Origin of the sequence: Streptomyces sp. NPDC021100, assembly GCF_044333095.1 — a bacterium.
Classification (GTDB): domain Bacteria; phylum Actinomycetota; class Actinomycetes; order Streptomycetales; family Streptomycetaceae; genus Streptomyces.
Genome location: NZ_JBIRQH010000014.1, coordinates 206,746 through 219,798, shown reverse-complemented (window position 1 = coordinate 219,798; position 13,053 = coordinate 206,746). Strand labels below are relative to the sequence as shown.

Sequence of the window (13,053 nt, the reverse complement as noted above, 5' to 3'; positions counted from 1 at the left end):
CATTGCTTTTCAGCATGCTCGCAATTCCGTGTGGCCGCACCCGGACATCGAGAGGCATGCGCCCGGTCGGGTGGGGGAAGACGGGAATGGCGCCGTCGGCATCGTGCGCCCTTGTGCTTGCCCCGGGTGATGACGGTCTTCTGCTGGATCTCCTTCATCGGGGTGCCCTTGGCGCGCAGAGCGAGGGCGTACTCGATCTGGTCAGCGTCGAGGGAGGGCGGCCGGCCGCCGGTCCGGCCGCGCTTGCGGGCGGATTCCTGGCCTTCCAGGGTCTTCTCCCGGGTGTAGGCCCTGGAGTCCTAGCTCAGACACCAGCCGCAAATTGGGCCGCGGGTAGCCGGACGAGCCCCGTTTCTCCATCCTGGGCGTCGTCGTTGGTCTGATCGAGTGATCGAGGCCAAAGGGGCGGGCGTGCGGCAAGAGTGGTCGCCAGAGGAGCTGTTGGCGAACTGGACGCTGGTAGATGGCGACTGGGACCTGGTGGCGAACAAGAGCGGGACGACGCGGCTCGGCTTCATCCTGTTGCTGAAGTTCTTCGAGTTGGAAGGCCGGTTTCCCGATGTGCTGGAAGAGGTCCCGCCGGTCGCGGTGGAGTACGTCGCCGATCTGGTGAAGGTCCCGGCCACCGACTTCGCGAAGTACACGCTGGTCGGCCGGACTGCCGAGTACCACCGCAAGCAGATCCGTGAGGCCCTGGGGTTCCGGCCTTCGACGGTCGCGGATAAGAAGGCGCTGGCGGAGTGGCTGGCCGTGGAGGTCTGTCCGGTCGAGCTGGTGGAGGACCGGCAGCGCGAGGCCCTGCTGGTCGAGTGCCGGGCCCGGAAGATCGAGCCGCCGGGCCGGACCCGGGTCGAGAAGGCCCTCGTCGCGGCGCGCGGCAAGTGGGAGAAGACGTTCTGCGCCCGCACGATCGGCCGCCTCGGCGAGACGGGCACGGCTCGGCTGCTGTCCTTGGTGGCCGAGGACAACGAGGCGGGTACCGCTCTGCTGGCCGCGCTCAAGCGCGACCCGGGCGCGGTCGGCCTGGACTCCCTGCTGACGGAGATCACCAAGCTCGACGACGTGCGCAAGCTCGGGCTGCCCGACGGGCTGTTCGCGGACTGCTCGGAGAAGCTGGTGGCCGCTTGGCGGGCACGGGCGATCAAGATGTATCCCTCGGACTTCCGCGACACGGCGGAGGATGTTCGGATCACCCTGCTCGCGGCGTTGTGCTCGTCCCGTCAGGCGGAGATCACCGACGCTCTGGTGGACCTGCTGGTGGCTCTGGTCCACAAGATCAACGCACGTGCCGAGCGGCGGGTGGAGAAGCAGCTCACCGCCGAGCTGAAGAAGGTTCGCGGCAAGGAGGGCATCCTCTTCAAGCTGGCGACGGCCGCCGTCGACAAGCCCGACGAGGTCGTACGCCGGGCCCTGTTCCCGGTGGTCGGGGAGAAGACGCTGCGCGAGCTGGTGGCCGAGGCGAAGGCGAACGAGAAGGTCTTCAAGGCCAAGGTCCGCACCACGCTGCGGTCGTCGTACAGCTCGTATTACCGGCAGATGCTGCCGCCGCTGCTGAACACCCTGGGCTTCAAGTGCAACAACACCGCGTACCGGCCGGTGATGGATGCGATGAAGCTGCTGAAGAAGTACGCCGACGTCGACGGCAAGACCCGCTTCTACGACGCCGGCGACGAGGTGCCGATGGACAGCGTGGTGCGCAAGGACTGGCGCGAGGCGGTCGTCGACGACAAGGGCAAGGTCGAGCGCATCCCCTACGAGCTGTGCGTCCTGGTGGCCCTGCGGGACGCCGTCCGGCGCCGCGAGGTTTACGTCGAGGGCGCCGCCCGCTGGCGCAACCCGGAGGACGACCTGCCCGGCGACTTCGAGGCCACCCGCGCCGTGCACTACGCCGCGATCCGCCAGCCCCTGAACCCGCGGGCGTTCATCGCGGACCTGAAGAAGCGCATGACCGCCGGCCTGGACCAGCTGTCCGGCGCGCTCGCGGACGGCAGCGCGGGCGGGGTGAAGGTCACCACCCGCAAGGGCGAGCCGTGGATCGCCGTGCCGAAGCTGGAGCCGCTGGCCGAGCCCACCGGCCTGGCGGCGCTCAAGGAGGAGGTCGCGCGCCGCTGGGGCGTCCTGGACCTCCTGGACGTGCTGAAGAACGCCGACTTCCTCACCGGTTTCACCGAGGAGTTCTCCTCGGCGGCCGCCTACGAGCGAATCGAGCGTGGCGTTCTCCAGCGGCGCCTCCTGCTGGCGCTCTTCGCACTCGGTACGAACATGGGCATCCGCGTCTCCCACAGCGGCCGGCCGAACCAGGACCGCATCTGTTCCAGGTGCCCGACGTCCCCGCGGATCGTGCCGTCCGCCAGCCCCGCCGAGGCCCGCGCCAGCACGAACCCCGACAGCACGTCGGTCTCGAACTGCTCCAGCTCATCCGCTGTGGCCAGCGGCCGGACATCGCGCAGGTCCCGTACGGCAGCCAGCGCCAACCCGAGCCTCCTCACCTTCATCCCAATCGTGAACCGATCGGGCAAGGTGAAAACGCTTCAGGAATCCCGAAGTTACGTCAGCCCGCGAACTGCTACGGGAGAGAGGACGAACTGCCTGGCCACGAGGTTGAGGACTGGGGGAGGCTCAGAGGAACTCACGGGATGTCGCACAGCACTGCGGTACGAGCTCGCCTCCACATCTTCCGAAATACCCCTGGGGGGTATATCGTTGTTGACGTCAGGAGGCGCCGGGAACCCGACCCGGCCCCTCCCGGAACCCGTGCACCGACGACGTGAAGGAAGCAGCCATGACCTCGCAGACGAACTCCACCTCCTGCTGCACCCCCGCCGGCACCTGCGGCTCCGCCACCCAGGCCGACGTCCAGGTCGGCATCACCACCGTCTACAAGGTGACCGGCATGACCTGTGGCCACTGCGAGGGCTCGATCTCGCAGGAGGTTTCCGCCCTGGCCGGCGTGACCTCCGTGAAGGCCGTGGCCGCCACCGGGCTGGTGACCGTCACCTCCGCCGGCCCGCTGGACGACGAGGCCGTGCGCGCCGCCGTGGACGAGGCGGGCTACGAGCTCGCCGGCCGCGCCTGAGACACCCCGGATCCCCGGGACACCCCCCGGATACCCCCGCCCCGTACACAGTTCCCGGTACCCGCCGGTTCGTGCCGCTCCACTGATATGGACGCCCGCAGCTCCGGCCCTCCTCCAGGAGACTCCGTAATGACCAGCACCGCTCTCGAGAAGGCCCCGGCGCCCGCCGCGGCCGCCTCCGAAGCTTCCGAAGTCGAACTCTCCATCGGCGGCATGACCTGCGCGTCCTGCGCGGCGCGCATCGAGAAGAAGCTCAACCGCATGGAAGGCGTCACGGCGGCGGTCAACTTCGCCACCGAGAAGGCCAAGGTCGCCTACGGGCCGGGGACGGCGGTCGCCGATCTCATCGCCACCGTCGAGAAGACCGGCTACACCGCCCAGGAGCCGCCCAAGCCTGCGGCCGGCGCGGAAGCGGAGACGCCGCAGGAGCAGGAGGCCGGCCACGGCGGTGGAGAGGTCGGCGCGCTGCGGCAGCGGCTGCTGGTCTCGCTCGTCCTCGCGGTACCGGTCGTGCTGATGGCCATGGTCCCGGCCCTGCAGTTCGACAACTGGCAGTGGCTGTCCCTGACCCTGGCCGCGCCAGTGGTGGTGTGGGGCGCGCTGCCCTTCCACAAGGCGGCGTGGACCAATGCCCGGCACGGTGCCGCGACGATGGACACGCTGGTGTCGATCGGCACCCTCGCCGCGCTCGGCTGGTCGCTGTGGGCGCTGTTCTTCGGTCACGCCGGCATGCCGGGCATGCGGCACGGCTTCGACTTCTCGGTCTCGCGGGCGGACGGCTCGTCCTCCATCTACCTGGAGGCCGCCGCCGGAGTGACCGCCTTCATTCTGGCCGGGCGCTACCTGGAGGCGAAGTCCAAGCGCAAGGCCGGCGCGGCCCTGCGGGCGCTGCTGGAGCTGGGCGCTAAGGACGTGGCCGTCCTGCGCGACGGTCGCGAAGTCCGCATCCCTGTAGCGGAACTGGCGGTCGGCGACCTGTTCGTCGTACGCCCCGGGGAGAAGATCGCCACCGACGGCACGGTCACCGAGGGCGGTTCGGCCGTCGACGCCTCCATGCTGACCGGCGAGTCCGTGCCCGTGGACGTCACCGTGGGCGACGCCGTCACCGGCGCCACCGTCAGCGTCTCCGGCCGCCTGGTCGTCCGGGCCACCCGGGTCGGCGCCGACACCCAGCTCTCCCGCATGGCCAAGCTGGTCGAGGACGCGCAGAACGGCAAGGCCGCCGTCCAGCGCCTGGCCGACCGCATCTCCGGGATCTTCGTCCCCGTCGTCCTGCTGATCGCCCTCGGCACGCTGCTGACGTGGCTGTTCGTGACCGGCGACGCCACCGCCGCGTTCACCGCCGCCGTGGCCGTGCTGATCATCGCCTGCCCCTGCGCCCTGGGTCTGGCCACCCCGACCGCCCTCATGGTCGGCACCGGCCGCGGCGCCCAGCTCGGCATCCTCATCAAGGGCCCCGAGGTCCTGGAGTCCACGCGCCGCGTCGACACCGTCATCCTCGACAAGACCGGCACCGTCACCACCGGCCGCATGGCCCTGCACGAAGTCATCACCGCCCCCGGCGTCTCCGAGCAGGACCTGCTGCGCCTGGCCGGCGCCCTGGAGCACGCCTCCGAGCACCCCATCGCCCGCGCCATCGCCGACGGCGCCGCCGAGCGCACCGGCAGCCTGCCCGTACCGGAGAGCTTCGAGAACATCGCCGGGCTGGGCGTGCAGGGAGTCGTGGAGGGGCACGCGGTCCTCGTCGGGCGGGAGAAGCTGCTCTCGGAGTGGGTGATTGAGCTGCCCGCCGAGCTGGCAGCGGCCAAGGCGACCGCCGAGGCCGAGGGCCGTACCGCCGTCGCCGTCGCCTGGGACGGCAAGGCCCGCGGCGTCCTCACCGTGGCCGACGCCATCAAGGACACCAGCGCCCGGGCCGTCGCCGAGCTGCGCCGCCTCGGCCTGACCCCGGTCCTCCTGACCGGTGACAACAAGGCCGTCGCCGAGAGCGTCGCCCGCGAGGTCGGCATCGACGAGGTCATCGCCGAGGTCCTCCCCCAGGACAAGGTCGACGTCGTCAAGCGCCTCCAGGCCGAGGGCCGTTCGGTCGCCATGGTCGGCGACGGCGTCAACGACGCGGCCGCCCTGGCCACCGCCGACCTCGGCCTGGCCATGGGCACCGGCACCGACGCGGCCATCGAGGCCGGCGACCTCACGCTCGTACGGGGCGACCTGCTGGTGGCCGCCGACGCGATCCGGCTCTCCCGCCGCACCCTCGGCACCATCAAGGGCAACCTCTTCTGGGCCTTCGGCTACAACATCGCAGCCCTCCCCCTCGCGGCGGCCGGCATGCTCAACCCGATGATCGCCGGGGCGGCCATGGCCGTCTCCTCGGTCTTCGTCGTCACCAACAGCCTCCGCCTCCGCCGCTTCCGCTGAACCCGATGGTGAGAGAGGTCCCGGCCCTGTGGCCGGGGCCTCTCTCGCATGAGGGGGCTGGGGCGGCCGGCGCGCGGTGATCCTCGCTCGCCCGTGTAATAGCCCTCGCAAGGGGTTACCAGAGCCCGCCGAGGGTGATCCACCCGTCCGGGATCCAGCCGCCCCGCTAACCGGTCCTCGACCGCCCTGCACGCACCACGCACGGCGGTCGAGGAGCGAGCTGAGCCCACCGAAGATCCACACAGGGTTTTCATCAAGGAAGTCAGCAAGCCCCCGGTCCACAAGGCCCGCCCCCGTGTCCCCCTCACCTGCCCTGACTGCGGCTGGGGCGTCCACGCCAAGCACTCCCCGCTCCGGGTGCGCTACTTCTGCCACGACCCGGGCCGGCCGCCATCGTGCGAGCTGTTGAACGAGTCGTGGGAGCACCACATGCTCAAGCTGGAGATGGCCGGAGCGATCCGCGGCGCGGGCTGGTTCGCCGAGCTCGAGGTCCCGGCCGAGGATGGCTCGTGGCGGGCGGACGTCATGGCGTCCGCCCCGGACGGCGCCCGGCGCATGGCCTGGGAGGCCCAACTCTCCCCGATCACCGATGAGGACATCAGCGCCCGCACGGCCCGATACCGGGACGCGCGGATCGCGGTGTGCTGGGTCTCCCCGCACAAGCGGCCGCCGAGTTGGATCGACATGGTGCCGGCCGTCCGGGTGCGCGCCCCCGAGGCGCGGGACGTTCCGTGGGTGGTGGACGACGGGCTCGCCGGGTTCGACTTCGCGGCCGGCCGGTGGGAGTTCAGGGAGGAGGAACTGCCGCGATTCGTGCGGTGGGTCCTGCTCGGGCAGCTGGTGCCCAGCCGGAGCCTGCCGCGCTACCGGCGCGTGTACCGGCACATCGACGACCAGGTCTGGCAGTTCCGCCGGGAGCGGTGATGGACCTCCGCGCAGTCCGTCCGTGCTCAGAGCGAGCACGAGGAGATGCGGCAGCGACAGGAGGAGGAGAAGCGGGAGCGCGAGGTCAGACGCAAGAAGGCCGCGGATGCGGCCGAGCGCCGCCGAAAGAACCTGGAGGAGCTCCGCCAGCGCCGCCGTACCGAGGAAGACCGCCAGCGCCGGAAGGAGCAGGAGGAGGAGAACCAGCGCCTTCTCGAAGAGAGGCGCCGGCGGTGGGCTTTGGATGGGTGCGAGACGGCTCGTCCCCTGACGCCTAAAGCCCCGGCCGATGTGGCCGGGGTCCTGCGGAGAGAGGGCCTCAGCCGGCCGAGCTCTATCGGTCGTACGCCCAGGTCCGGCCGGTCTGCCGGTACTCCTCCACCGGGATCGGCTCGACGCCGGTTCGCATGCGGGCGGTATAGAGCAGACCATCAAGGTGGTCGACCTCATGTGTGATGAGCCGGGCCAGCCCACGCTCGTACACCGCGGTGACCTCGGCGCCGTCCAGCTCGGTGGTCACCACCGTGATCATCAGGGGCCGGGGGACCATGCCGCGGACGTCGAAAAAGCTCAGGCACCCCTCGTACTGCTCGTCCATCTCCTCGGAGCGCACGGTGATGCGGGGGTTGAGCAGGACGATGGGGGCCGCGGCGGGATCGGCGGGCTGGACGACGGCCGCCGCCCGGCCGATGCCGACCTGCGGGGCCGCGATCCCCATCCCCTTGGCGAAGGGATGCACGCGGGCGATGCGCTCTATGGCGGCGAACAGCGTCTCAACGGTCTGCTCGGCGGTGTCCTTCTCGGCGGGCAGGGTGAAGGGCCGGGCGACTTCGGCGAGGACGGGGGCGCCGTACTGCACGACGCCGAGGTCACGCATCTGCTCGCTGGGCCGCACCGTGGTCACCTGAACTCCTCGTGAGTCGCATCGCGTTCACTGTTCGCGCGGAAGCGCCACTCAAGACGGTACCGGGCGTGCAAGGCTGGTTGGGAGGTCGTCCAGGAGAACAGCCTGGTCCCGTTCTCGTCCCTGCGGACGGGCGCCGTCCGCAGCGGGGACGCCTCGGCGGTCATGGACGTCTCGGTTCCCCACACCACCGGGTCGAGGGCGGCGGGGAAGGCGAGCTGAACTTCCAAGTGCTCGGTCGGCAGGCGCACAGCCCGCTGGAACCAGCGGCCCCACTTCTCGTCCCCCACCGAGTAGGCGTACTCGATCCACACCGACTCGCCGGGGTAGAGAGGGAAGCGGCCCTGGGCGTTCTCGAACAGCAGCCAGACCTCTTTGAAGGCGTCGCGGTCGTGCTTGGCCTCCCACCGCATCGCCTCCCCGCGGCACGTCGCGCTCAGCTCCAGCTCATTCCAGGTCAGCGGGTAGGTGCGGTAGTGCGCGTTGGACCGCTCCGGCTCGCCCGGGTACCGGTCGACGGAGATCCGGATCAGGTAGCGGGTCACCGGCTCGGTGCCGGTGTTCCGCAGGCGCCGGCGCATCGTCAGCCGGTACCAGCGGCCGTCGTAGTCCAGGCGTGCGGCGTCGTGCTCGACGACGAGGGCAGAGCCGGTCGCGTACGGCTGTCCGTCCACCGCGCGCGCAACCGCTGCCGCCGCGACCGCGCGCCCGTCTCGGGCCTTGGCGGCCTCGTAGTCGCACCACCGCTTCCAGATCGCCTTGCCGGCACCCAGGGCCTCGTCCGCGCGGCGGGCGAAATCCTCGGTCGGCTTGTGCCGCCCGGATTCCACATGGCTGACGTAGGACGGATCGAAGCCCATCGCGCAGGCCAGGGCCCGCTTGGACAGGCCCCTCACCTCGCGCCAGTAGGCAGTCTCGGCCGCGAACGCCTCGGCCGCCTGCTCCACGGTCATCGCATCGTGCTGTTCTCCCATCAAGGCCCCCGCCCGGCTGGCTGGTTGACGACGAGATGAGTGAACCGTGAGTGAGGGCCATTCACCATCCCGTCACCGCAACTGACCCCGGTTTCCTTCCCCTGACCGGCCCGGACGACCCGGGCCCGGCGGGAGGAGACCGCCATGAGGCTGCTGTACCTGCTGAACATCTCCAACCCCGGACGGCTCTCGGCCGACTCCGGCTTCACCTTCGCCGACCTGCTCACCCCCGCCCTCGCCGACGCCGGCGTGGACGTCACCGTGGCCGCCCCGGCGCCGGCCGGGGATGCCCGGGTGGGCTTCGCTCCCGTCCTGTCGCCGTCCACGAAGTACCGGGCCCGCCTCGACCCCGGCCTCGACGAGCTCGTGAACCTCGTCCGCCGGACGCGGCCCGAGGTGGTGGTCGCCAACCAGATCGAGGCCACTCCCGCGATCCGCGCCGCCCTCCTCGAAGCCGGCACCGACGCACGGATCGCCGCGTACTGCCACTACCTGCCGTTCTCCTTCACCGGCAACAGCGACCTGGAGCTCGATCCGTCCCTGGACGACGGCGGGCTCGGCCGCAGCGTGCTGCTGGCCTTCGCCGCCGGGCTCGCCGCGTGCGACCGGGTCCTGGTCCACTCCGCCACGGCCGCGTCTTGGACCACGGCGGCCGCCGACCGCATGGGCGTCGAGCTCGCCGAGAAGCTGCACGTCGTGCCCGCGCCGCGCGACGAGTGCCTGGTCCGCGACCCCGCCGACACGGTGCCGCCGGACGGCCGCGCAGTGGCGGTCTACAACCACCGGCTCTACGCGCACTACGGCACGGCCCGCTTCACCGCCCTCGCCCGCCGTCTGACCGCCGAGGCACCGGTGGAGCTGATGGTGATGGACCTGTTCGGCACCCGCAGCCCCGAGCGCGTCCGCCTCGACCCCAGCCCCGAACAGCACCGCGACGCTCTCGCCGCCCTGCCCGGCGTCACCATCGCCTCCGACCGCGGGGACCGCGTGCGCTACCGCGACCTGCTGGCCGGCGCCCACTTCGGGATCGCCCCGTTCCGGCCGGGCTGCCCCTGGTCGATGTCGGTAGTGGACTGCCAGGGGATGGGGCTGCCGGTCATCGCCCCGCGCACCGGGTGGCTGGCCGAGCACATCGACGACGACCTGCTCTTCGACACCGACGACGAAGCCGTCCGGATCGCGGCCCGGCTGGCCACGGACAGCGAGTTCTACCAGGTGCACGCCAAGCGTGCCCACGCCTCCACCAGCGACTTCACCCCGGCCGCGGTGGCCGCCCGCTACCTGGAGGCGATCGCGTGAACGGGTTCGACGCGGTGCTGCTGTCCTACGACGAACCGATGGCCAACGGGCTGCACCGCCGCCTGGGCCGGGTACTGGGCGGCACGGTCAAGCGGCTCCACGGGGTGCGGGGGATGCGCCGGGCCTACCGGCTGACGGCCGAGCTGGTGGATACCGAGCAGTTCTTCCTCGCGGACGGCGACTTCGCCATCGACACGCGCTTCCCGGCCGCCGACGTCGAGCCGCTGGCCGACGGGGTCTCGATGCGGGTGTGGCGGGCGGTCAACCCGGTCAACGGCCTGACCTACGGCTACGGCGGGCTCAAGCTCATCCGCCGGGACGCACTGCGGGAGATGGGCGAGGCCGTCGACGTCCTCGCCGCTCTCCCGGGCAAGGTCGAGTTCTGCCAATTCACAGCCGGGACGACCCGGTTCAATCAGAGCCCGTACCACGCCTGGAAGGCGGGTTTCCGCGAGTGCGCGATGCTCGCGCGCGGCAGCGAGTACGGCATGAACGACGCCGATGCCCGCACCCGGGTCGGGGCTTGGATGGCCAGCCGCGACGGCGACTTCGCCGCCTACGCGGTTTCCGGCGCCCGCGACGGCATCGCCTTTGCCCGCGACGCCGCCCGCGATGTAGCCCGGTTCGACCTGCTTAACGACCCGGCCTGGCTGCTGGAGCACTTCACGGCCGCGCACGGCGAGCAGGCGGTCGCCGGATGACCACCGGCCACCCTCCGTTGGTGCTGATCGAGCCGTACGCGCACCACCTCGGCGGGCACCACCCGCGCACCCTGGCCGCGCTCGCCGCGGCCAGGCCCGGCGCCCTGGTCATCGCCCCTCACGGCGCCGCCGACCCCGGTCCGCTCCGCCGGGCCGGCGCCCGGCTCGTCACCGGCGCCCGGGGACCGGCGGCGGCACTGCTGCTGACCGCCGCCCAGTGGGCGAACGCGGTCTCGGCGGCCGGGCGGAAGGCGTTCGCCTCCCGCCGGTGGCCGCGCGCTGTGCGGCGGGCCCCGCACCAGGTCACCCTCCTGGCCCGCTGCCTGACGGAGGGCGCGTGCCTGCGCACGGCCCGCCGCCTTGTCCGGGAGCCGGCCGCCGTGGTGGTGCTCAGTGCGAGCGAGGCCCTGCACGGTGCCGCCGCTCTCCTCGGCGGACAGCCTCACCTGCGGTTCATCCACGAAGCGGTCACCACGGAGGACGCGCCGGTCCGGCTGCTCGGGCGGTTCGCCCGCCGGGGCGAGCGGCGGGTGGTCGCGCTGTATCCGACGGCGGCAGTCCGGGAGCAGTTCGCCGGCGCCTTTCCCGGCCTGGGCGGGGTGGCGCGGGCCTTCGCGGTCGACGACGGCCACCGGCTCACCGACGCCGAGCGGGACGGCGCCCGCACCGCCTTCGGCATCCCCGACGGCGCGCGGGCAGTGAGCCTGGTCGGCGGCTGGTGGCCCTACAAGGACATTGCCACCATCGACGCCGCCCTCACCCGGCTCAGCCGGCCGCTGCACCTGGTGGTCACCGGCACCCCGCTCGACGAGGAGGTGCTGGCCCGCTGGCACCAGCTCCCGCAGCTCCGCCTCCACACCGTGCCCGGCCCGGTCGGCGAGCAGGTCCTCCGCCTCGTCTACGCCGCCGCCGACGCGGCCCTCGTCGCCCGCCGGCCCGGGGTGGGCAAGGAGTCCGGGCTGGTCATGGACACCGTCCGGCTCGGCGTCCCTCTGCTCGTCTCCGACCACGACCCGGCCCTCACCGCCCGCCTCACCGCGGAGCCGTGGGCCCGGCTCTTCCCGGCCGGCGATCCCGGCGCCCTCGCCCTGGTGCTCGACGCTCTCGCTGCCGGGCCGCTGCCCCGGCCCGGCCCCGGGGCGGGCGCTGCGGTGGGCATGGCCACGGCGGCCGAGCAGGCCGCCTTCCTCACCACCACCTACACCCGCCTGACCGAGGAGCTGCGATGACGCCCGCCTTGCCCGCGCTGATCGCGGTGATCGGCCCCGTGGAACCGGTCCTGCTGACCGCTTGGGCCACCCACTACCGCGCGCTCGGCATCACCGACTTCCGCCTCGCCTTCCACTTCCCCGATCACGTCCCTGACGCGTGGCGGGACGAGCTGCTGGCTACTGCGCACGAACTCGGCATCGTCCCGGCGACGGTCAGCACGGGCCCGTGGCACGAGCACACCAACACCGCTCTCCGGGACGCGCTGCGGGAGCAGGCCGGGCCCGGCTGGCACCTGCTGGCCGACTCCGACGAGCTCCAGACCTTCCCGGCCCCGCTCGCAGAGGTGACCGCCACGGCGGAGAAGAAGGGGCGGGTGGTGGTCGGCGGGCTGATGCTCGACCGCGTCGCCGCCGACGGACGGCTCGCCCACTGGCGGCCGGAGACCGGGCTGGACCGCGCGTTCCCCCTCGGCGGACACCTCACCCACCGGCTCCTGCGCGGCGACCCCCGCAAGGTCGTCCTCGCCCGTTCGGGCATCCCGGTGGCCTCCGGGAACCACCGCGCCCCCGGCCACAAGTCCGACCCGGACGCGCTGGCCTGCGTGCACCACTTCAAATGGCGCTCAGGCGTCCTGGACGACCTCCGCCGGCGGGTGGACTGCTTCACCTCCGGAGCCTGGGCCGAGCAGAGTCCGGCCGTACGGGACGAGGCCGGGCGGTTGCTGGACCACGTCGACCGGCATCACGGGCGGATCGACGTCGCCGATCCCCGCCTGGGCTTCCGCCGCGTCACCCTCGACGGTCTACCAGCCGGGTGGCCGGCGGAGGCCCGCGGCATCGTCACCCGATGGCGCCCGCCTGCCGCGAACAGCCGACGGTAGCGGGGCCCGGTCGGCGACAATGGGGGCACGGAACCGGCGAGAGGCAGGAGGCGGACGTGACGGAGCGCGAGCCGACGGCGGTGCTGCTGGTGGGCATCACCGGCTCCGGCAAGACCACCCTCGCCCAGGCCCTCGCCGACCGCGGTCTCATCCGGCTCTCCGTCGACGAGGAGGTCCATCGCCTCCACGGCCGCTACGGCGTCGACTACGCCGAGCACACCTACTTCGAGCGCGAACGCCCCGTGGTCGACGCTGTCCGACGGCAGCTGGCCGAGCACCTCGCTGCCGGGCACGATGTCGTCCTCGACCACGGCCTGTGGCTCCGCGCCGACCGCGACGCCTGGAAGAAGCTCGTCGAGGCCGCCGGCGGCCGGTGGCGGCTGGTGTACCTGCCCGTCGAGAAGGACGAGCTGCTGCTGCGCCTGGCCGCCCGCAACGAGCGCAAGGACGCCAACGCCCTCACCGTGACCGCCTCCGCGCTGGACGACTTCTTCGCCCGCTTCGAGCCCCCGGCCGTCGACGAAGGAGCGATCATCTACACCGGCGACGCCGACCAGGCCTGTGCCGCCGTGCTGGGCGAAGACCGGGAGACGAGCGGCCTGCCGAGTGCGGCCGTGGGGAACATCGGTCCAGCCATTCACGGTAGCGAGCACTCCGCTTAGCGA

The 13,053-nt window shown here is 72.0% G+C and carries 10 protein-coding genes and 1 pseudogene; 9 read left to right on the top strand and 2 right to left on the bottom strand.

Annotated elements, in window-relative coordinates; genetic code table 11:
- Window positions 1–387 precede the first annotated feature (387 nt).
- From ACH4PU_RS24455 to ACH4PU_RS24440, 4 genes and pseudogenes are all read left to right on the top strand, one after another.
- Window positions 388–852: pseudogene (locus tag ACH4PU_RS24455) on the top strand (DUF4158 domain-containing protein); the annotation flags it as partial.
- A 1,930-nt stretch (window positions 853–2,782) separates the two neighbouring features.
- A complete protein-coding gene (locus ACH4PU_RS24450) occupies window positions 2,783–3,076 on the top strand; it encodes a heavy-metal-associated domain-containing protein (protein WP_398275833.1) in 294 nt (97 codons plus the stop codon).
- A 129-nt stretch (window positions 3,077–3,205) separates the two neighbouring features.
- Window positions 3,206–5,494 carry a heavy metal translocating P-type ATPase gene (locus ACH4PU_RS24445; protein WP_398275797.1) on the top strand — a complete coding sequence of 763 codons (2,289 nt, stop codon included), beginning with the start codon at window positions 3,206–3,208 and terminating at the stop codon, window positions 5,492–5,494.
- A gap of 405 nt (window positions 5,495–5,899) precedes the next feature.
- Window positions 5,900–6,418, top strand: coding sequence for a hypothetical protein (locus ACH4PU_RS24440; protein ID WP_398275794.1), 519 nt, complete (start codon window positions 5,900–5,902; stop codon window positions 6,416–6,418).
- A 334-nt stretch (window positions 6,419–6,752) separates the two neighbouring features.
- Here ACH4PU_RS24440 and ACH4PU_RS24435 read toward each other — a convergent pair whose 3' ends face one another.
- Together ACH4PU_RS24435 and ACH4PU_RS24430 are read right to left on the bottom strand one after the other, a co-directional pair.
- The gene (locus ACH4PU_RS24435; RefSeq protein ID WP_398275791.1) at window positions 6,753–7,322 is read right to left on the bottom strand and encodes a peptide deformylase; all 570 of its coding nucleotides are present in this window, start codon (window positions 7,320–7,322) and stop codon (window positions 6,753–6,755) included.
- Entirely contained in the window at window positions 7,319–8,275 is a 957-nt protein-coding gene (locus ACH4PU_RS24430) for a helix-turn-helix domain-containing protein (RefSeq protein ID WP_398275788.1), read from the bottom strand. The genes ACH4PU_RS24435 and ACH4PU_RS24430 overlap by 4 nt, the downstream gene beginning before the upstream one ends.
- 165 nt (window positions 8,276–8,440) lie before the next feature.
- On the opposite strand from ACH4PU_RS24430, the gene ACH4PU_RS24425 reads away from it, so the two are divergent.
- The 5 genes from ACH4PU_RS24425 to ACH4PU_RS24405 are packed head-to-tail and all read left to right on the top strand — an operon-like array spanning window position 8,441 to window position 13,050.
- Window positions 8,441–9,595: a glycosyltransferase gene (locus ACH4PU_RS24425; protein WP_398275785.1), complete on the top strand. Its 1,155-nt coding sequence runs from the start codon at window positions 8,441–8,443 to the stop codon at window positions 9,593–9,595.
- A complete protein-coding gene (locus ACH4PU_RS24420; RefSeq protein ID WP_398275782.1) occupies window positions 9,592–10,296 on the top strand; it encodes a hypothetical protein in 705 nt (234 codons plus the stop codon). Before ACH4PU_RS24425 ends, ACH4PU_RS24420 begins: the two co-directional genes overlap by 4 nt.
- Before the next feature lie 20 nt (window positions 10,297–10,316).
- The gene (locus tag ACH4PU_RS24415) at window positions 10,317–11,525 is read left to right on the top strand and encodes a hypothetical protein (RefSeq protein WP_398275779.1); all 1,209 of its coding nucleotides are present in this window, start codon (window positions 10,317–10,319) and stop codon (window positions 11,523–11,525) included.
- Window positions 11,522–12,388: a hypothetical protein gene (locus ACH4PU_RS24410; RefSeq protein ID WP_398275776.1), complete on the top strand. Its 867-nt coding sequence runs from the start codon at window positions 11,522–11,524 to the stop codon at window positions 12,386–12,388. The genes ACH4PU_RS24415 and ACH4PU_RS24410 overlap by 4 nt, the downstream gene beginning before the upstream one ends.
- A 56-nt stretch (window positions 12,389–12,444) precedes the next feature.
- On the top strand, window positions 12,445–13,050 hold the full coding sequence (locus tag ACH4PU_RS24405; RefSeq protein ID WP_398275773.1) for an AAA family ATPase: 606 nt from the start codon (window positions 12,445–12,447) through the stop codon (window positions 13,048–13,050).
- The last annotated feature ends 3 nt before the right edge of the window (window positions 13,051–13,053 follow it).